The following is a 19,792-nucleotide window of genomic DNA, read 5'->3' as shown; positions in this document are numbered from 1 at the left end:
GGCTTCGGCGGATTTTTCATTTTGCTGACAGCCGTTGCGGAGACTCATCGGACCTCATGGCCGGAAACTTGTCCATCGCCGCCGAAAGCGGGATAGACTGCGTCTGGGTGCGCGCAGGGCCGGGGACGGCTGGTGTTTGAAGGCTTCTACAAGGTGAGATTTCAGCTCGGCGACCGGGTCGGCCGGAGCGTGATGCATGCCGGCAACGGCAAGATGCTCGGCGGCAATTCGGCCTTCGCCCATATCGGCACCTACGTGAAGACCGAAGCCGGCGTCGACGTCGTGATCAACACCGTCCGCCACAACCCCGATCCGAACTATCGCGCCATGGCGGGCACGGACGATGCGACGTTGCTTGCCAAGGGCTGGGCCGACGGCGATCTCTATCGCTTCAAGGGCGAGCTCAAGGAGCTGCCCGGCGTACCCTTTCAGTCGTTGATGACACCGATCACCGAAGACGAGATGCCGATCGCCGGCGGTGTCGGCGAGGCCGGTATCGCCGACGGGCTCTACTCGGTGCATCTGCGCATGCTCGATGGCGTCGACGGCGGTCTCACCGGCGTGATGCTGCTCAACAAGGGCCGCATCCTCGGCGGCGATGCATCGTTCTATTATCTCGGCAGCTACACCGCCGCCAACGGGCGCTGGAAGGGCCAGATCCTCAATCAGGAGCACACGCCGGCCAAGGACGATCCGATCTTCGGCGGCCACGAGGTCGGCATCGGCTTCTCCGGCACCTATGATGCCGAAGAGGCGGTGCTGGAGGCAACGGCGCTCGCCGGCAAGCGCAGCCTGCGCCTGACCGCCGCGCTCAAGCTGATGCACCGCGCCTGATCGTCACGGGAATCGCTGATGGAAACAATTCGCATGCTCTCGACGCTCGGCCTGATGGGCGCGATGCGCAGCCTCTCCTCCGCGTACGAGACCGCGACCGGCGTCCACATCGATGCCGATTTCGCGCCGACGCTGGCGCTGCTCAAACGGTTGCGCGACGGCGAGGCCGCCGATCTCGTCATCCTCACCCGCGAAGGGCTCGACGAGATGATCGGCGAGGGCCGTGTGATCGCCGAGAGCGCTGCCGATCTCGCGCGCTCCTTCGTCGGCATCGCGGTGCGGGCAGAGCAGGCACATCCCGACATCGCCACGGCATCCGCACTGCGCAACACGCTGCTCGCGGCGCGGTCGGTGGCCTATTCGCGACTGGGGGCGAGCGGGGTCTATTTCGCCCGGTTGATCGCGCAGATGGGGATCGCGGAAGAGATCAACGCCAAGGCCACCATCGTCGAGCAGGGCTTTACCGCGGAGCGGCTCGTGAGCGGCGAGGCCGACCTCGCGGTGCAGCAGATCAGCGAGCTGAAGCAGGTCGAAGGCATCGAGGTGGTCGGCCCGATCCCGCACGATCTGCAAACGCCGGCCGTGTTCTCCGCCGGTCGGATGACAAACGCCGAGAACGCCGACGCCGCTGACCGGCTGCTGCGCTATCTGGCATCGCCCGAGGTGGTCCCCGTGCTGCGCCAATCGGGACTCGAGCCTTGAATTTGCCGAGACTGCGACGCAACCTGGCGTCCATGCGGACTTTCCTCGTTGCCATCCTTCTCACGCTTGCGGTGCCGTTGTCGGGGCATGGGCAATCGGCCGACCTCGTGCTGTGCGACCGGGTCGCGGCCGATCCCAGCGATCCCGACAAGCCGGCCGACGTCAGGGGCGCGACCGAGATTGCGGCCTCCGACGTTGCGACCGCCATCAAGTTCTGCAAGCAGGCCGCGCCGTCGTCGCGGCGCGCGATGTTCGCGCTCGGCCGCGCCTATGCGGCCAACCGGCAACCGGCGGACGCGATGGCAGCCTGGCGCAAAGCTGCCGACAAGGGATCGAGTGCGGCGATGGTCGAGCTCGGCGTGGCCTACGGTACCGGCTCCGGCGTCGCCAGGGACGAAGCGCAGGCGCGGAAATTGTTCGAGAAGGCGGCGCAGGCCGGCAATCCCCGCGGCATCAGCAATCTCGCCGCGCTTGGCGGCAGCGGCGGTGCCGCGCCGGCCGATCCGGCACAGGCGCGCGCATTGCTGGGCAAGGCCGCCGAGACCAACGCGGAGGCGCAGTACCAGCTCGGCATGATGCTCTCCGAAGGCACGGGCGGGGCGAAGGACGACGCCGCGGCGCGCGCGCTGTTCGAAAAGGCTGCCGCGCAAAACCATCCCGGCGCGCTGGAGCGGATGGGCGCCTTCGCGCAGGAGGGCCGCGGCGGGCCAAAGGACAAGGACGCCGCGAAATCCTACTACGAGCGCGCCGCAGCGCTCGGCGACGAGGATGCCAAGCAGGCGCTGGAGCGGCTGCGCTGTCCCTATGCGATCAAGGACAAGCAGGGCAAGCTCGTCACCACGCTGTGCTTCTAAAGCCCGATGAACGCGCTGTAGATTTATTTGTGAGCATGATCTTTTCGGGAAACCGCTGCGCATTTTTCCGGATCATGCCGTAGCGCCTCGGCCGGCGGGTTCGAAGCCGGCTTTGGTGAGTGCGCAAGGCCGTTCGCGACCGGCCAAACAAAAAAACTCGAAAAACAACCCCATGCACAGTAGCCAAGTGGTTGAAATCACAGGCCTGCAAATGGTGTGAAATCGCCATATGCGGAATTGCCGAAATTGCTTGCGCCGTCGGGCAAAACAGGCGCATGATGGCATCATGGCAGGGCGTGGCTTCGCGAATGGCCCTGCGCGAAAAAGCCCGATGGTCTTGATGCGATGGCAGTGCTAGGTAGCGCGTGCTTTCCTTATGATTTTGCGGGTCACTTGCGTTGCTGGACGGGCTCTACAAGGTTGAATACGGCGTCAACGATGCCTTCGGCCGCAGCATCATGTGCATGCATGATGGCAAGCTGCTGGGCGGAAATTCGGCCTTCGCGCATCTCGGAAGCTATTTCGAGCGCGACGGCGAGATCATCGCCGAAGTCATCACCGAACGGCACAACGACGATCCCAACTACAAGCCGCTGATGGGGGCTGATGTCGCCGCGATCGGCGCGCGCGGCCGACTCGTCGGCAACCAGATCCGTCTCGCGGGCAGCGCGGACACGATGCCGGGCGCCGGTTTCTGGGCCAATCTCACGCGGCTCGATGACGAGGGGTTGCCGCCGCAGGGGACGATCGGTCCAGGCGGGGTGGTGAACGGGCTCTATGCGATCCATCTGCGCGCGCTCGACGGCGTCGATGCCGGGCTCTCCGGCGTCATGCTGCTGATGGACGGCCGCATCCTCGGCGGAGATGCGTTCTTCTACTATCTCGGCTCCTATTCCTCGGCTGACGGCCGCTGGAAGGGCGAGATCCTCAACCAGGAGCATACGCCGGCAAAAGGCGAGAACCCCGTGTTCGGCGGCTATGAGGTCGGGATCGGCTTCTCCGGAACCTGCACGGCGGACAGCGGCGAACTCGAAGGCATCGCGCTCGCCGGCAAGCGCAGCCTGCGGCTCGCGGCCTCGCTCAAGCTGATGCGGCGGGCGTAGGGCGGTTACTCAAAGATTTGGGATCTCCGCTCGAGTGGCTCAACAGGCCTGACGTCCGAGCCGCGGCAATGTCGGCAAGTGACCCCCAAGCGGACATATCGAAATCAGGACATATCGAAACGGCCTCGACGAGAAGCACTGCGGCTCAGCTAGGGAAGTCCTTTTGTCATCGTAAAGGGATTGAACCCACCTTCCGCAAGGGCAGCCCACGAAGCTGCGCCAAGATGTGACAATCGGAAATAGTTTCGCGGCTTGGTCGGGTCGGTGTCCAACACGAACCCCGTCGGTAACGCGCGGACAGTCGTGGCATAGAACCCACCATCGGGCGACCTCTGGGATTCGATGACAGCGATCAGCGAATCTGCCCTCTTCGTCTTGCCGAGCAATTTCATCAAGAGAGCCATTTGGCTCGTACCTTCGGTCCACACACCGTCTCGGTCTTCACCGTAAGAAAAGCCTCCGCCGACACTCATTCGCTGTTCGGCGGTCGTCATTGCCGATGCAAATTTCCCGGCCGCTCCGTGAAGCGCTGTTAAAGGCCAGATCTGGGCATCCAGAGCCAAAATCGGATTATGCGTGACACCGTCTTCAGCGGTTCCTGCGGCGAAACAGACGCACCCCGGATCCCACATCGTATTTACAAAGTACTCGGCAACCGTTGCCTTATCGCGCCAGCGCGAATCGCCTGTGCGGATCGCAAGAAGACCAAACGCGGCGGCGAGGTCAGTATTATGTTCAGTCGATTTCCACGTCCGCACTTCCGGCGTCGGTTCGTGCCCAAACGTACCTCCCGTGAAACCGCCAGTACCGCGCGTATCGGCCCATTGCGCGACCCAAGCGCCAAGCCGCGCTGCACCATCGCGAAACGGGGAGCCGGTGTTCACATCATCAATCGACAGCAACGCCAACATGGCCCATGCCATGTTACCAACATCGCTTCCCACCTGATATCGATCCTCCAACCATTCGTTCCGATTATTGTCCCACCAACCCGGAAGTTTGGCGGAGCCATTCGCCACCACACCCGCGGCGTAAGCGTTTCGGAGCCGTCCATCATGCCAGGTCCGGTCATTATCGACGGCCCAGAGGATCGCCGCGCTCATCCGACTTGCTTTGTCTCGCTCACCGCAACCGACCAACGCGATGACAGCCACCGCATTGTCATAGAGGTATGCGGCGCCATGGAGAGGCCCCGATTCCACGGTCGGATAGCTGGGCAAAAACAACGGCCCTGGCTGCGCCTTATCAATTTGACTAGCGAGGTACCCGCATGCAGACGCTTCCGGTGTTGCCAAAGCCCGTAGTGGAGCGGTGGCTAAAATGATTATGAAGGTCATTACGATCCAGACGAAGGTTTCTATTCGGGCCACTTGGCCGTTCTCCAGGGTGGACGATGATTCTATATACCCATCGGCGAAGTCTGGAAGTGGCCCCATCGCAATCGCGCTTGCGGTGCCCGCTCATGTCTGAAGTTGAGGGTAGACCGCCCGCCCTGACTGCCCACGGCCGAAACCGGCGCTATTGACCCACCGCGGAGTCCGACGCATCGAGCTCCCCCCGAGGGAGTGGACGGTCGGGTTCCGATACTCGGAACTCATCGGGATCGCAACGGGATTCACATGCCTTAATGAAGCCGCGCACGACCGCTGCTTTAATTCGCGGTTCGGTAGCGAATTTGAGTAATGGGGGCGATCATGCAGGACTTTCAAGCTGAGCTGGCCTCTCGGCTCAACGACCTCTATTGCCGGCTCTCAGAACTGGAAAATCTTCGACTTCAGATCGAAGATGCGGAGCGATGCCATCGGGCTGTGATTGCACCGCCGCCCCTCGCAACTATTTCGCCGTCAAGCTCGAAAAGAGCCTGCACTTCGCTGAGGGAGCGGACGCGCTTTTGACCACCCGTGGCGGACATCGCTGTGTTGAGCTATAAGCGCAGGAGCGAACGTCCTTTTGGCATCATCTGATGGAGCAGCAAGGTCAGTGGCAGGTCGCTGGTAGTGCGCCCGAAGTGTACGAACGGGAGTTGGTCCCGGCTGTGTTTGGGCCATGGGCCCCCGTCCTGATAGACCTCGCTCGGCCGAAGCTGGGCGAACGCGTAGTCGATATTGCTTGCGGCACTGGAATAGTGGCGCGCCTCGCGGCGGTGAAGGTGGGCCCTACCGGGATCGTGACGGGCATCGATCTCAATCCTGGCATGTTGAACGTGGCACGATCGCTCGGGATGGCCGATGACGCTGCCTCGGTTCAATGGCAGGAGGCCAGTGCAGACAAACTGCCGTCCGCTGACAGCGCGTTTGATATTGCGTACTGCCAACTCGGCCTCCAGTTCTTCGCCGACAGACCAGCTGCTTTGCGCGAAATGCGCAGAGTTCTATCTTCAAGGGGAAGGCTCGCCCTCATGGTGTGGTGCGGCATCGATCAAAGTCCCGGGTTTGAATCTTTAGCCAAAATACTGGAGCGCCACATCGGTCCAGCGGCGGCCACAATCATGCGAGCTCCATTTGGACTCGCCGATGCCGATCAGCTGAGCCGACTTGTCGCTGCTGCGAACTTTCAGGATATCACGGTTCAACGGAGGGTCGGTGCCATCGAGTTTCCATCCGTCGAACGATTTGTATTTAGCTATGTTGCGGGTTCGCCACTGGCCAGTCATGTGTCGCAAGCAAGCGAGGTGGCTCGCGAACACCTGGCCGAAGATACCAAGTTGGAGTTGGGAAAATACGTGGGTAGTAGCGGGTTATCGTTCCCGATAGCAGCTCACCTACTCACCGCAACCGCTTGATACGTCCGCTGATGGCATGGCCCTTAGCGGACCGCTGGCCTAGCCGCGCGGCCCCCGAGGGAGTGGATGATCCGCCGGTTTGCACGGGAACTTTTGTGCACTTTTGCACTTATCAGTCCTGCCGCGATGGTCGCGCTGATCAAGCGCTCCATCGAACTCCTCCAAGCTTCAGCTCCTAAAGTTCAAAGCCGAATGCCATCCGGTCGTCGACCTCCGAGCGATGCACCGTCCTGAGGGGAGTGAACTTCATCCATCCGTGCACGATGAGGCTTGAGCGGGGGGCTCATTTGGCGATGCCCGCTTCTGGCCCGTGGCTGACCTCAGCCCAGAGCGCGGCGATGTCCGCTTCGTGCAAGTGACCCGACCAAGGTTATGCTGGCTGAAGAGGGCAGCCTTTGACCCCTGGCAGACCTAGGCTGGGCGCTTGCTCGAGCTGGTCAGACGATCATGAGACATCGGCTGCAGTATGCCGTACATCAGTGTCCGCCATAACCATTCGACCGGGCCGTACCTGTACCGGTCTAACCACCAACCGCTGACAAATACCTGGCAGACGTAGACGAAAAGCCCGATAGCCAGTGCTTCGCCGCCCCGAGCTGCCCAAATAGCCCGAGGCCGTATCCGTAGAAAATCCAGCCAAAGATCATGGACTGAGCGAGGTAATTCGTGAATGCCATGCGCCCTAGCGGCGCAGCCCAGCCCAGCAATCGCTTGCCGTTCGCCAGATCGGCGACGGCGATGATCATTGCACCGTAGCCGAAAGCCAGCAGGATCGTGCCTGTGGGAGTGGCCAGTGCGCCGAGACCGGCGCCCGCTACGACGCCGCTTACTCTTAGGAGGATCAAGACTGCGCCTAGCCCAGTACAGCTGATTGCTGTCAAGAACAGGAGTGGACGATCTCGCTTCCTCAAGGCATTGCTGCGCCAGACGAGGGCACCAATCAAAAATAGCCCTATCGTCCGCGGGAATACGTAGATGTGGAGAGGAACGATCACGGGGATTTCGCTGACCCGGAACGCCAGCACCTGCCCGAAGCTGCCCCCTGCATAGACCTGATTGGCTTCAAGCACATGGCCTTGCAACGAAGCCAAGCTGGGAAACAATCCAGGAGGGGACCACACCTGCATGGCCAAATACAGCGCCAGGAATGTCGCCGCGCCGCATGAAAGCAGCCAGCGGGGGCCAAACAGGAATGGTAGGACGACTAACCCTGCGATCGCATATTCGGTAAGAATGTCACCATTCCAGATCAGGAAAAGGTGAATCAGTCCAAACGTCAGCAAGGCGATCAGACGGCGAAACAACAGAAGCGCGCGATGCGGGTTCGTCGAGAGGTGCTCATATTGAATGGCAAGTCCAACTCCGAATAACAGTGAGAACAGGGCAAATGCCTTCATATCGACCGCGAGCATCAAGACTGTCTCGACCGCGCGGTCAAACGGAGGTGCCGGTCGCCCGGCGGGTAAGAACTGCTCGAAGATTGAGACGCGGAATTCAGTGACGACGTTAATAGCAAGGACGCCGAGCAACGCCAGGCCGCGAAGCACATCGATAGTTTCGATGCGCTGCCTTGGGTTCACAGGGCCGGAGCGGCTCTCACAGCTTATGGCGACCATGCGCGAGCACTATAGGTTGGGGGAGGAGATTGGGCCAGTTCAGTTCTGGTATTGGCCGATTCCGTTGAAAAAGGCCCGAAGTAGTTCGCTGTAATGGTACGAGTTGCGATGCGGACGAAGGGCTCACCAGTTCTTATGCGAGCCTTGGGGTTGGCATTGGGATCAGCTTGGCCATTTTGCGGAGGTTCTGGGCTGTGGCTGCGAGGGTGAACTCGTCGCGCGCGCCGTTCGGACCCCTTAGTCGCAGGCGATCGAGCTTGAGAATGCGCTTGAGGTGCGCGAACAGCATCTCGATCTTCTTGCGGAGCCGACGAGAAGTGCGACCCTCCCATGATCTTGCGATCTGGCGCGCCATGTCGCGAGCGCCCTCGTAGATCGAGCGTGGCACCCTCCGTGAGGCCTGCGTGGGGCAGCACCGGAGCTTCAATGCGCAGCGATCACAATCGCGCTTACTGGCCAGGTAAAGCATGGTGGCACCATCATTCACCAGCGTTCCGGTCGTGGTAAGAACTTTGCCATCGGGGCAACGATAGACGTCTCCGGTATGGTCATAGGTGAAGTCGTCGCGCGAGAAGATCCCGTCTGTGCGGGCCGACTTGTCGAACACTGTAACGTGGGGCTCGATGCCGTGCTCATAGAGCAGCCAGGCGAGCATCTCGGCCGAGCCATAACCGCTGTCGCCGAGGAGCCGGCTTGGATAGAGATCGAACCGTTCGAGCGAGCGCTCAATCATGCGCTTGGCAGCCAGCACCTCCGCCTGCCGAATCGCCGTAGTCGCCTCAACATCGACGATGATCGCGTTCTCGACGTCGATCAGGTAGTTCGTGGAGTAGGCGAAGAAGGCTTGGCCACCGTGAGCCCCCGTCCAGCGCGCCGCCGGGTCGGAGGGCGACACGAACTTGGGGGTGACTTCGGTCGCTGCCCCGAAGGCTGCATCGTCGAGGACAGCTAGATACTCATCGATGGCTCGTCCGGCCGCCGCTGGCGGAAGTCCCTTGTCGCCTTCGATGCCCTTCTGCCGATTGGCATCGGCCTTGATCAAGCTCGCATCGACTGCAAACCCTTCACCGCCGACCAGCCGCTCCTCGATGCAGCGGCGCAACACGCACTCGAACACGCGTCGGAAGAGATCGCTTTGCCGGAAGCGGCCGTGCCTGTTCTTGGAGAACGTCGAGTGATCCGGCACCGCCCCCTCGAGACCGAGCCGGCAGAACCACCGGTAGGCCAAATTAAGGTGAACCTCATCGCACAGGCGCCGCTCTGACCGGATACCGAAGCAGTAACCGATCAGCAGCATCCGGATCATGAGCTCCGGATCGATCGAAGGCCGACCGATGTTGCTGTAGAAAGGTGCCGGGTCCCGCTTGATCTCTCCGAGGTCAACAAACCTGTCGATCGACCTGAGCAGGTGATCGGCGGGAATATGCTTCTCAAGTGAGAACTCATAGAACAAAGCGGCTTGCTCGACTTGCCGATGCCCCATCATGATCTTCAGTCCTGCCAACTAGACAGACTGAATCACTGATCTATCTGCGCCGCAACAGCCGACTTTTTCAACAGAATCGGCCTGCAGCGGACTTCGGTGCATCGGTACTAGAGAGCCTATGGTCGTCTATTCCGGGAGGAGAGCTTGAAGAACATTCAGATTATAGATCGCGCGGTCAACGCGACGTTCAGCTTGTTTCAAGCGACCGATGATGAGTTCGCTGCTATCTTTCCCGGCCCGGGCCAAGACATGGAGTTGATTGAGGACTTTACCGAACGCGCTGGGGAAGAGCAGGCTTTGCGAATATTGTCGCCCGTATGGGGGCGCCCCATTTTGAAGCGCGATGCGCAAGGTGTCCACGGGACGCTGTACTTCGAGTATGCCGACCGGAGGCAATCTCTTCCGGAATCTAAGAGAGAGGTCGATTGGCCCGATTCTTACGTTAATCTTGCGCAGCGCAAGCTGTTTGCCAGCAAACGTTAGGGCCTGTATCTGGCCCTGCGACTCGCGGCGATGTCGGCTTGTAACCCGTTGCAGACGTTCGGACGACCAGCCAGATTACAATTGTGAACAACGTCACAGAGCCGAAGCTTGCCTTTTGGCAAGCTCTACCTACGCTGCGCACATGTTGTTCGGGGCTGCGATGGGCGCGTTTCCCTGCGTTTTATTGGTCTTTTCATCTTGCTTGCTTGCGGCTCAGCGGGAGGCGGACCGACGTGCAAGCTGCGCGAGGCTGGTAGCGGCAGTCAATGCGGCACAGTTCGGCCAAGTTTGATCCGAGAGTTCGCTGGCGAATGGGGGCACTGATGGCCAAACTGTATTGGATCTGTGCTGCCGTACTCGGCTGCTTGATGTCGCCTGTGCAAGCTGCCGGTGTTCAGCTTCTGGATACCGATCCAAATCTGGCTGGCGCTATATGGTACCCTTGCGCAGCAGCGGCGCAACGAGTGCCCCTCGGCAAACTCACTGTCCAATTCATTGAATCGATTGAAGGTACGAAGGACTGTCCCGTCACAGGAACGAACTTGCCACTCGTGATCGTCTCGCACGGACGCGGCGGTTGGTTCGGACAACACGATGACACGGTGCAGGCCCTGGCAAACGCTGGATTTGTCGTCGCCTCGATCAACCTTCCGGGTGACAATGGAAACGATTCCTCGCAACGAGACAGCCTTTCCATTCTGGCAACCCGGCCCGCCAGCATTATCCGATTGCTTGATTTCATCTTGAATGACTGGAAAGACCGGGCTGCGATTGATTCCTCCAGGATCGGCTTCTTTGGGTTTTCGCTCGGCGCCTATACCGGATTGGTGTTGGCGGGCGGCAATCCCGATCTCCGGAGATTTGCGCTCTACTGCTCGGACGCGAACCGAACGCGGGCATGCGAGCAACTCCGTAGCGGCGACATACCAAGCAGCTTGCCTCACGAACCTCGTATCCGAGCCGCAGTGCTCGCCGATACGGCAATTAACTTTGCCTTTCCCGCTGACCGCTTGGCAGACATCACAATCCCGCTGCTGATCTGGCGATCAGAGTTTGGCGGCGCAGGCGTAGACCCGAAAAACTCAGCGCTCGTTGCTCAGTCGCTGCCCGGCAAAAAGGAAGTGCGCGTGGTGCCTGCCGGTCATTTTGCTTTCCTGTCGCCATGCACGGCAGAGTTCGCGGAGAAGCTTCCTCGCTTCTGTACTGACCCGCCGGGTTTCGACAGGACGGCATTCCATCGCGAGTTCAACGCCAGCATCATCAATTTCTTTCGAGAGACTCTCGTTCGCCAGGGCGAGAGCCGTTAGCAGCCGATCTATGAGCGCGATGGACGGCCGCATCCTGGGCGGCGATGCGTTCTTCTACTATCTCGCGGCGAGCTCGAAGGCATCGCACTCGCTGGGAAGCGCAGCCTGCGATTGGCGGCATCGCTCAAGCTGATGAGGCGGGCCCAGAACGGTTACTCAGAGATCTCGGATGTCTGCCGAGAGGGTAACGCAGGCCTGACGTGCGACCGCGGCGAGGTCGGCAAGTGAGCCCAAGCTGACGTCTGGCCCAATATCAGCACGTTTTGACGAGATCATTAGTTTATGCTTATCATTAGTTATGGCTAATGATAGATCCGCTACCGTAACGGCAACCCTTCGGCGAAGCATGGCTAAAGACAGCGTGCAACTGGCCGCTCTGGGCGATTCGACCCGCAGACGAATATTCGCATTGCTGGGCGCGCGGCCGCGCACTGTCGTTGAACTCACCCGTGAACTGACTGTCTCCCAGTCAGCCGTCTCTCAGCATCTGAAGGTGCTGCGCGAATCTCATTTGGTTCGTGCCGAGCCGAAGGGAGCCAGCAACATTTATCACATCGATCCAGCGGGGCTCAGCCAGATGCGCGCCTGGCTTGACCGGTTCTGGAGCAGCACACTGGCTGCGTACAAAGTGGCCGGAGAAAAATCAGTGGAGGACCAGAAATGAGCATCCGTGTATCGGCGGCACCCATCAAACAATCGATCGTGGTTGAGGCGCCTATCGAGCGCGCGTTTAAGGTCTTTACGGAAGACTTCGGCAGCTTCAAACCACGCGAGCACAATCTGCTCTCCGTGCCCATCGCAGAGACCGTGTTCGAGCCCCGGGTCGGCGGTCACATCTATGATCGAGGTGTCGACGGCAGCGAATGCCGCTGGGCGCGTGTGTTGGCTTTTGAGCCGCCGAATCGCGTGCTTCTAAGCTGGGACATCAGCCCGCGCTGGCAAATCGAAACCGATCCAGACAAGACCAGTGAATGGGAGGTGCGGTTCATTGCCGAGACGCCAAGCCGGACTCGATTGGAACTTGAGCACCGTCACCTCGAACGTCATGGCCAAGGTAGGGAAGGCGTGAGCGAAGGCGTTGAAGGCGATCAGGGTTGGCCGCTCTACCTGAAACGGTTCGCCGAGCGGATAGCCCGCGAGGCATGATATCCGCGTAACCTATGCGACGTGATCGCATTTGCGGAGGTCCTTATGACAGCCTACTGGCTTAGCATTGTCGGGGTGCTTGCCCTTTGCCTCCTGTCAATTTTGCTGGCGGTCTATTCAGGATTCTCCAAAGGCTGGGCCGGGGCACTCTCCGGACCTGTCTTGCCGTTGGATGACGATAACCTGCTGTACCGGATCGATCGCGTCCACATGAACGCAGTGGAGGCGCTGCCGCCTTTTGTCGTCCCGACAGTCCTGGCTACGTTGGCAGGGGTAAGACCCGTCACGCTTGCAACGCTTGTATGGGTCTATGTCGCAATTCGTCTGATCCACGTTGCGGTCTATTTGCGCGGCGGTAACGCGGCCAAAGGCGGCAGCGTCAGAACCATTCTCTATGTTTCAGGTGCCCTCGTAACGGTCATCCTCATTGCCGTAACCGCCCTGGCAGCCATCCCTAGGGTATCAACGCTGGCCGCCTGACGACAGCGGCTTTTGGCCCGAAGCGAGCGATCTGTGCAATTCGCAAGTTGTGGCCCTGCAGACGTGGGCTGCAGCGTGAAATTCAGCATGATCTGATGAAGCTGCTGAACTGGAAATTCTGTACCGATTGCCACGGCGTCGCGTGCTTATGACGCCGATGATCCGTCAATGTGAAGCCGGCGCCGAGCAGTGCGGTGATGCTGTCAGCGGTGTGACGTGTCACGGGCAAGCCGCTGCATTTCTCCGGACCATCGATTGCGAATGTGCCGATGATGACATGACCGCCAATTTTTACGGTTCTTCGGACGCACGCGACATAAGCCGCTTGTTCTTCCGGCGCGGTGAGAAAATGGAACGCTGCACGGTCGTGCCAGATGTCATGATGGCGCGCTGGCTGCCACGTCGTCACATCGGCGACGATCCAATGCACGGCGTCGCCAGCGGCACCGAGCCGTGCACGCGAGGCCGCGAGCGCCGCGTCGGACAGATCAAGGACGGTCAGATCTGCATATCCAGCCGCCAGCAGCGCATCGACGAGCCGAGCCGCCCCACCGCCGATGTCAACAATCGGTGAGGTAAGCTCTGCGGCGGCCAGTGCGATCAATTCGAGCGAAGGCGACGGGCTCTCCTGGAACCAGCTTAACTCGCGTTCGCCCTTGCTCTCGTATACGTTCTCCCAATGGGCCGCCCGGCCTGAAATCGTCATGAAACCCGATCCCTTCCATGCTGACCCCGCCAATACTCGACCGCAAGCATTACTCCATCCCTTCAGTGTTCTCGCCCTCGGCGCTCCGGCGTGAAGCGCGGCGACAGCGCGGCCTGCCACGGCAGGATGTCCGGAGGTCTGCATTCTAGACCCGGACGGCGATCTCGTCAGGTGACCCAAGGCGGACCATGACCTGCAAATTCCGAGCTGGCGATCACTTCTAAGATTGCCTCGTTGAGCCGGTTTCCCACGCTACCGGCCCAAATTGATTTAGAAGTGGCCCAAATTCGTTCCTGTATCTGGAACTGAGTATCTGGTTTAGAGTCTCGTGATCGCCGCCCGGTCCTTGGCTTTTATCGGTGACAGAGAGTCCTGCACGCTCCCGCCTTTGACAATCGCGGTGAGCTATGTGTGAGAAATGTGACGAGATCGACCAGCGCATTGCGCGGTACAAGTACATAGCATCGCGTATCACCGACCGAATTACGCTCGTTGGCATAACTGAATTAATCGAAGCTGCGCCTGCCAAGAAGGCCGCTTTCCATTGCAAACCCGAGCAACAGTGAGGCCGCGTTGAACCTAAACGCCGGCGGTCCCGACCAATGTCTACTGGAGGATTGCGGTTTCCAGTTCCAACGTGGCGCCACTGAGCATTATTGGGCTTGGTGGCGTTTTCGTTTAGGGGGAATTTCGAAACTCAGAGCGGCCTATTTCGGCCTCGATAGGGCGCTGGCCTGTTTCCCACCTCAGTGGCCCGGTTTGATTTTAGCCCCGTCCTGCCTTTCTTTGTCGCAATCGCTCAGCTTGTCCAAGGCATCAGTGGCTTAACCCACATATAGGGCGTAGACTCAGCCGATCACCGCCCCGCCATCGGCATCTATCGGTGACTGAGAGTATCGCGCTCCCGCCTCCTACCCGGAGAGCACCATGCGCACCAAAGCCGTACAACCCAAATTGTCGTTGCAGAATAGGCTTATGCTCGAGGCTAACCGCCTCGAAGGCGATGCAAACAGGCTGCCCCATGGCCCCCTTCGGGAAGCTATGATCCGCGCAGCGGACTAACCGAAAGTGCGCATCGAATCGAGAATTGGCTGTCCTCGGCAAGTCTACGAGCGCCAACGTGATCAACGATCGGCTGTCGTATTCGTCTTCCTGCATCTCAGCGAGGTCCGAGACGAGCCAGAAAGGGAAGGGCATCCAGGGCAGCCCTGCGGCTTCAGCCCGTTATCGCAGCCTGCCGAGCCACAGCGCGGCGAGGGACTGGCGACTGCGCACGGCGAACTTGGCGTAGATCGACTTGACGTGGAAATGCGTGGTGTTCGGACTTTGCTCGAGCTTCTGCGCGATCTGCCTTTCCGTGTCCCCGGCGAGCAGTCCGAGCAACACGCGGCGTTCAGCGGGTGTGAGGGGCGCGTTGGCGATGAGCAGTCCGTGGCTGAGCAATTGTTGACGGTGAAACCATCTCAAGGCGCGCATCACGAAGCCCAGACGCTGGCCGTCCTGTGCCGTAAAGCGGGGTTGCTGCGCATCACGAAATACGAACAGGCGAATCCTCAAATCGTCATTGAGCGCAATGCGCACGGAGATGCTGTCGGCGAAGCCGACGTCCAGATAGTGGCGCCGATAGTGCTTCCCCTTGAACCATTCCGGCGGCAGCTGTTTCGAACAGCAGGCGGACGCGGAACGGCTCGTCGCCCGACATTGACAAGATCTGGGACAGGTCGACGTCGTCGGACCAGAGCGTATCGTACTGCTTCTGCACGGATGCCGCCACCGCCGGTATCGGGTCCAGCACCCTGACGAGACGCGGACGCCAGCCGAGCAGGGGATCGGTCCGCTTCGGCGAAGGCAATCGCACGACCACGCCCCACAGCACATTGCGTGCCGACAACATGGTGCGCAGTGCGGACAGCAGGTGGGTCAGCGCAGCGTCACTGTCGGCGACCGAGAAGTCGGCCAGCTGATCCCAGAGCGCATAGACGTCTTGATTTAGCGGATCGATGGGATCCGTGGAGAGATGCATGTCATTTCCAGATTGTGCCGGCCGCCGAGCTCAGAGGCGACCCCAGAGGCCTCCGACCTGCGCGAGCATACATAAAGTACAGCGAACCACCTTTCCAGGTAGTTCTCAGATGCACAAAATGGCGCGATATCGGCCCGGTTACCGGGAATACAGATTCTCTCAGCGTAACGACATTGGGAGATCGACGATGCGTACAACGACGGGCGCGCGCCGGCCTAAAAGGCCTGGCGAAGGCCGGACGGAGAGGCGACGGCGGCGCGGTTTTTTCCTCGCCCTGTCATCCGCGGTGCTGCTGATTACACTCTCAGCCTTTGCGCAGCATCCACCGGCAAGGGTGTCGATCCGCCCCGGGCGTTAGCGTTCCCTGATCAAGCCGCTTTTGTATGCATTTCCGTCGTTCTCCGAAGTTGATCTGCATGGAAATCTCATGATCCGGCCAGCCTGCCGGGTTTCTGATCGGCTCGTCGAGTCAGAAGAGCACGGCATCGTCGCTTTCATCATCTCGGCACTGCATGCGTCGCGGCGCCGCCTGGCAAGCCGCGTCATACGCCAATGTGAGCATTTGCTCGGAAACGAAGCCAAAAAACGTCCGGAGAACAAGAATGGTGACGAGCAGAGCGACGCAAACAAAATTGGCGGCCCGATCCCATGCCCACAATGAAACGGGCTGGCTGCTGGCAGTCGCCGCCGCATTCCTCATCGTGCACGCCGCCGCCTGGATCATCTGCGGACATGTTTCGAGCAACGAGGGCGCGCATTCCCAACCTGAGCCGATATGCCTGTCGTGCGATTGACGGCGCTCCTGGATTGCAAACCGATCCGCGGAGTCGATGCGCCGGCGCTCATAAATCGCAGCGAACCACCTTTCTAGGTAGTTCTCAGACCCCTCGTGTGACGCGATATTCGGCGCGGTGACTGGGAAGACGGATTCTCTCTGCGTAACGACATAGTTGAGCGGGCCTCCGCAGAACTTAAGCGCGTGCAGAACACGTTGCCGATATACCACCCCGCCTCGCAATCGTCGCGCCGTGACGATTGTTTGCCGTTTTCAAGGATCCAGCCATGCAACGCTTTTCTGTTTCGTGCTCCGGTCGCGAGACATTCCCTGTCGTCGACACGGCAAACAAGAGCGTTTCTGGAGTTACGTCATGAAGGTCAAGCTCGGTTCGACGACGCGGCTGCAAAACAGCAGCAGCATTCACAACAAGATGTCAGGTGGGGCAATGTCGGGCTTTGGACGGTTTTCGAACGGACGGGCCGCGCTGCTGGCTTTGGCATCAACCGGATTGGTCGGGATCGCGGTCCCGGCGTTGGGACAGGATGCGACCTGGCTGGCCAACCCTGGCACTGCCGACTACAACACCGCCGCAAACTGGGCCCCGGCGACGGTGCCAGTCGGCACCGCATTGTTTGGCAGCTCGAACACGACCGCGCTGACGCTCTCGGCCGACACCACGGTCGGCGGTTGGACCTTCAGTCCAGGCGCCTCGAACTATGTTCTCGACAACCACAACTTCCTTCAAACTCTCACTTTCAGCGGTGCCGGCATTAGCGTTCAGGGCGGCAGCGCCACGATCACCAACAGCGGCTTCCGGAGCTCCATCGCTTTCAACGGCAGCAGCTCGGCGGGCGGCGCCACCATCACTAACACTGCAAACGGCATCACGATCGGTTTCAACGACAGCAGCACGGCCGGCAGCGCCACCATCACCAACAGCTTCAGCAGCACCATCAGTTTCGCTAACAGCAGCACGGCCGGCAGCGCCACGATCATCAACCGCAATGGCTCGCTCGTTTTCAGCGACGGCAGCTCGGCAGGCAGCGCCGCCATCACCAGCATCGTCGGCGGCTCCGTTGCCTTCAACGGCACCAGCTCGGCGGGCAGCGCCACCATCAACGGGGCAGCCGGTAGCGTCGTCATTTTCCGCAACAGCAGCACGGCCGGCAGCGCAGCCATCAGCGCTAGCGGGGTACTGCAATTCCGCGACAGCAGCACGGCCGGCAGCGCCGGCATCACCAATAGCAATCTACTGCAATTCCGCGACACCAGCACCGCCGGCAGCGCCATCATCGCCAGCAGCAACGGCCTTACATTTGCCATGAGCAGCACGGCGGGCAACGCAACTATCGCTATCAGTGCCGGGTCGTTGGTGTTCTCGAACACCAGCACGGCCGGCAGCGCCGCCATTACCAACGGTGGCGGGTTCGACTTCCTGGACGCCAGCACCGCCGGCAGCGCCACCATCATCAACAACGGCAGCCTGGAATTCGCTAACTTCGCGACGGGCGGCAACGCCGCCATCACCAACGGCGCTTCGAGCGTTACGGATTTCAGCGACTCGACAGGGCCCAACAATGATCACAAGCTCAGCGCCGGCTCGATCAATGGCGCCGGGCTCTTCAGCCTTGGTCAGAACGAATTGACGGTCGGCGGCAACAACCTCTCCACCAACGTCACCGGTGTCATTGCCGACGGTGGCGCTGTCGGCGGCACCGGCGCCTCACTCGTCAAGGTTGGTACCGGCACGATGACGCTGTCCGCTATCAACACATACACCGGCGCGACCACCGTGAACGGCGGCACGCTGGCGGTCAACGGCGATATCACCTCGGCAAGCGGCGTCACCGTGAATTCCGGCGGCACGCTCGGCGGCAGCGGCATCGTCGGCAACACCAACGTCAACGGCGGCACGCTGGCGCCTGGCAATTCGATCGGCACGCTGACGGTGAGCGGCAGCCTGACATTGACGGCGGCATCGACCTATCTGGTGCAGATATCGGGCGCATCGAGCGACATGACGGTTGTGACCGGCACCGCCAACCTTGCGGGCAAGGTCACGGTCGATCCGCTGGCGCGCATCAGCGCAACCACCACCTACACCATCATGATCGCGGGCACCGTCAACGGCACCTTCGACACGGCGGGCGTTCTCGCCGGCAACAGTTTCGCCCGCAATGCGCGGGTGAGTTATGTCGGCAACGAGGTATTACTGACGGTCGATCCCGGCCTGCTGTCGCCGAACCTGCCCGCCAATGCCAATATCAACCAGAAGAACGTCGCGGCCGGAATCGACAATGCGCTCCTGGCCGGCGCCAACATGCCGGCGGGCTTCAACGCGCTGTTCGCTCTGACCGGCTCCGGTCTCGCCACCGCCCTGACGCAGGTCTCCGGCGAAACCGCGACCGGGTCGCAGCAGTCCACCTTCAATGCGATGAACCAGTTCATGGGGGTGATGACCGATCCGTTCATCGCCGGGCGCGGTGACGGTGCAACCGCCGGCGGCAACGCAACCGGTTACGCCGACGAGCAAGCGCTCGCCTATGCCGCGAGGAAGCGCAGCCCGAACGACGCGCTGGCGGCGATCTATACCAAGGCACCAGCTGCGGTGCCGTTCCAGCAGCGCTGGAGCGTGTGGGCGGCCGGCTTCGGCGGCTCGCAGAAAACCGACGGCAACTCGATCGCCGGCTCGAACAACACCAGCAGCAGCCTCTATGGCACCGCTGTCGGCGCCGACTATCGCATCTCGCGCGACACGCTGGTCGGCTTTGCACTTGCCGGCGGCGGCACCAATTTCAGCGTCGTCAACGGCGGCGGCGGACGCTCCGACCTGTTCCAGGCCGGCGCCTTCGTGCGCCACACGGTGGGCGCGGCTTATCTCTCCGGCGCGCTGGCCTATGGTTGGCAGGACATCACCACCGATCGCACCATCACCATCGCCGGCATCGATCGCCTGCGCGCGCAGTTCAATGCCAATGCCTGGTCCGGCCGTGTCGAGAGCGGCTACCGCTTCGTGGTGCCCGTGATCGGCGGGATTGGCTTCACGCCGTATGCGGCAGGCCAGTTCACCACCTTCGGCCTGCCGGCCTATGCGGAAGGTGTCGTCTCGGGCGCCAACACCTTTGCACTCGCTTATAATGCGAAGAGCGTGACCGACACGCGCAGCGAACTCGGCGTCCGCGCCGACAAATCCTTTGCCATGCAGAGCGCGATGCTGACGCTGCGCGGCCGCGTGGCCGGGGCGCATGATTTCAATCCCGACCGCGGCATCGGTGCGACGTTCCAGACGCTGCCGGGCGCCAGCTTCTTCGTCAACGGCGCGGCGCAGGCTTCCGACTCCGCGCTGGTCACGGCATCCGCCGAAACCAGATGGATGAACGGCTGGTCGACCGCCGCGACATTCGAAGGCGAGTTCTCCAGCGTGACGCGCAGCTACGCCGGCAAGGGCGTGGTGCGATATGCGTGGTGAACCCCTCGGGTGGCAGCGGTGCC

18 protein-coding genes and 2 pseudogenes are annotated in these 19,792 nt (G+C 61.0%); 13 read left to right on the top strand and 7 right to left on the bottom strand.

Annotated features, from left to right (window positions below):
* The first annotated feature begins 132 nt into the window (after nt 1–132).
* The 4 genes from IVB50_RS23760 (at nt 133) to IVB50_RS23745 (ending at nt 3,493) form a co-directional block, all read left to right on the top strand.
* Complete coding sequence (locus IVB50_RS23760; protein ID WP_018456322.1) at nt 133–834, top strand: GrlR family regulatory protein; 702 nt, start codon at nt 133–135, stop codon at nt 832–834.
* An 18-nt stretch (nt 835–852) separates the two neighbouring features.
* Entirely contained in the window at nt 853–1,536 is a 684-nt protein-coding gene (locus tag IVB50_RS23755; protein ID WP_026233140.1) for a substrate-binding domain-containing protein, read from the top strand.
* A 32-nt stretch (nt 1,537–1,568) separates the two neighbouring features.
* Nucleotides 1,569–2,390: a tetratricopeptide repeat protein gene (locus tag IVB50_RS23750; RefSeq protein WP_018456324.1), complete on the top strand. Its 822-nt coding sequence runs from the start codon at nt 1,569–1,571 to the stop codon at nt 2,388–2,390.
* A 398-nt stretch (nt 2,391–2,788) separates the two neighbouring features.
* On the top strand, nt 2,789–3,493 hold the full coding sequence (locus IVB50_RS23745; RefSeq protein ID WP_018456325.1) for a GrlR family regulatory protein: 705 nt from the start codon (nt 2,789–2,791) through the stop codon (nt 3,491–3,493).
* Nucleotides 3,494–3,642: 149 nt separating this feature from the next.
* On the opposite strand, the gene IVB50_RS23740 is transcribed toward IVB50_RS23745, so the two are convergent.
* Nucleotides 3,643–4,929 carry a hypothetical protein gene (locus IVB50_RS23740; protein WP_247297457.1) on the bottom strand — a complete coding sequence of 429 codons (1,287 nt, stop codon included), beginning with the start codon at nt 4,927–4,929 and terminating at the stop codon, nt 3,643–3,645.
* Nucleotides 4,930–5,456: 527 nt separating this feature from the next.
* Here IVB50_RS23740 and IVB50_RS23735 point away from each other — a divergent pair.
* Entirely contained in the window at nt 5,457–6,275 is an 819-nt protein-coding gene (locus IVB50_RS23735) for a methyltransferase domain-containing protein (protein ID WP_018456327.1), read from the top strand.
* A 411-nt stretch (nt 6,276–6,686) separates the two neighbouring features.
* Here the strand turns inward: IVB50_RS23735 and IVB50_RS23730 are convergent.
* Nucleotides 6,687–7,402, bottom strand: a pseudogene (locus IVB50_RS23730) (DUF418 domain-containing protein).
* 622 nt (nt 7,403–8,024) lie between these two features.
* Nucleotides 8,025–9,377: an IS1182 family transposase gene (locus IVB50_RS23725; protein WP_026233143.1), complete on the bottom strand. Its 1,353-nt coding sequence runs from the start codon at nt 9,375–9,377 to the stop codon at nt 8,025–8,027.
* A 144-nt stretch (nt 9,378–9,521) separates the two neighbouring features.
* Between IVB50_RS23725 and IVB50_RS23720 the strand changes: the two genes are divergently transcribed.
* The 6 genes and pseudogenes from IVB50_RS23720 (at nt 9,522) to IVB50_RS23700 (ending at nt 12,793) form a co-directional block, all read left to right on the top strand.
* The gene (locus IVB50_RS23720) at nt 9,522–9,860 is read left to right on the top strand and encodes a hypothetical protein (RefSeq protein ID WP_018456329.1); all 339 of its coding nucleotides are present in this window, start codon (nt 9,522–9,524) and stop codon (nt 9,858–9,860) included.
* A gap of 323 nt (nt 9,861–10,183) precedes the next feature.
* Nucleotides 10,184–11,167 carry a dienelactone hydrolase family protein gene (locus IVB50_RS23715; RefSeq protein WP_026233144.1) on the top strand — a complete coding sequence of 328 codons (984 nt, stop codon included), beginning with the start codon at nt 10,184–10,186 and terminating at the stop codon, nt 11,165–11,167.
* Between the two features lie 19 nt (nt 11,168–11,186).
* Nucleotides 11,187–11,311 (top strand): annotated as a pseudogene (locus IVB50_RS42790) (GrlR family regulatory protein); the annotation flags it as partial.
* Between the two features lie 202 nt (nt 11,312–11,513).
* Nucleotides 11,514–11,831, top strand: a complete 318-nt coding sequence (locus IVB50_RS23710) for a metalloregulator ArsR/SmtB family transcription factor (protein WP_247297454.1) — start codon at nt 11,514–11,516, stop codon at nt 11,829–11,831.
* Nucleotides 11,828–12,313 (top strand): SRPBCC family protein, encoded by a 486-nt coding sequence (locus IVB50_RS23705; RefSeq protein ID WP_018456333.1) that lies wholly within the window; start codon nt 11,828–11,830, stop codon nt 12,311–12,313. Before IVB50_RS23710 ends, IVB50_RS23705 begins: the two co-directional genes overlap by 4 nt.
* 45 nt (nt 12,314–12,358) lie before the next feature.
* A complete protein-coding gene (locus IVB50_RS23700; RefSeq protein WP_039799692.1) occupies nt 12,359–12,793 on the top strand; it encodes an MAPEG family protein in 435 nt (144 codons plus the stop codon).
* A gap of 82 nt (nt 12,794–12,875) precedes the next feature.
* Here the strand turns inward: IVB50_RS23700 and IVB50_RS23695 are convergent, their stop codons facing one another.
* The 3 genes from IVB50_RS23695 to IVB50_RS23680 all read right to left on the bottom strand — a co-directional run bounded on the left by IVB50_RS23695 (nt 12,876) and on the right by IVB50_RS23680 (nt 15,522).
* Nucleotides 12,876–13,499: a class I SAM-dependent methyltransferase gene (locus IVB50_RS23695; RefSeq protein WP_018456335.1), complete on the bottom strand. Its 624-nt coding sequence runs from the start codon at nt 13,497–13,499 to the stop codon at nt 12,876–12,878.
* A 1,224-nt stretch (nt 13,500–14,723) separates the two neighbouring features.
* Nucleotides 14,724–15,080: a helix-turn-helix transcriptional regulator gene (locus IVB50_RS23685; protein ID WP_247297452.1), complete on the bottom strand. Its 357-nt coding sequence runs from the start codon at nt 15,078–15,080 to the stop codon at nt 14,724–14,726.
* Nucleotides 15,061–15,522 (bottom strand): hypothetical protein, encoded by a 462-nt coding sequence (locus tag IVB50_RS23680; protein ID WP_247297451.1) that lies wholly within the window; start codon nt 15,520–15,522, stop codon nt 15,061–15,063. Before IVB50_RS23680 ends, IVB50_RS23685 begins: the two co-directional genes overlap by 20 nt.
* 427 nt (nt 15,523–15,949) lie before the next feature.
* Between IVB50_RS23680 and IVB50_RS23675 the strand changes: the two genes are divergently transcribed.
* Nucleotides 15,950–16,183 carry a hypothetical protein gene (locus tag IVB50_RS23675; protein WP_143274232.1) on the top strand — a complete coding sequence of 78 codons (234 nt, stop codon included), beginning with the start codon at nt 15,950–15,952 and terminating at the stop codon, nt 16,181–16,183.
* A gap of 894 nt (nt 16,184–17,077) precedes the next feature.
* On the opposite strand, the gene IVB50_RS23670 is transcribed toward IVB50_RS23675, so the two are convergent.
* On the bottom strand, nt 17,078–17,692 hold the full coding sequence (locus IVB50_RS23670; protein WP_157642964.1) for a hypothetical protein: 615 nt from the start codon (nt 17,690–17,692) through the stop codon (nt 17,078–17,080).
* On the opposite strand from IVB50_RS23670, the gene IVB50_RS23665 reads away from it, so the two are divergent.
* Nucleotides 17,673–19,769, top strand: coding sequence for an autotransporter domain-containing protein (locus IVB50_RS23665; RefSeq protein WP_247297448.1), 2,097 nt, complete (start codon nt 17,673–17,675; stop codon nt 19,767–19,769). The genes IVB50_RS23670 and IVB50_RS23665 overlap by 20 nt on opposite strands.
* The last annotated feature ends 23 nt before the right edge of the window (nt 19,770–19,792 follow it).

The organism is Bradyrhizobium sp. 87, assembly GCF_023073015.1.
Classification (GTDB): domain Bacteria; phylum Pseudomonadota; class Alphaproteobacteria; order Rhizobiales; family Xanthobacteraceae; genus Bradyrhizobium; species Bradyrhizobium canariense_D.
The sequence above is the reverse complement of the archived record's forward strand: the minus strand, read 5'-3'. Positions and strand labels throughout refer to the sequence as shown.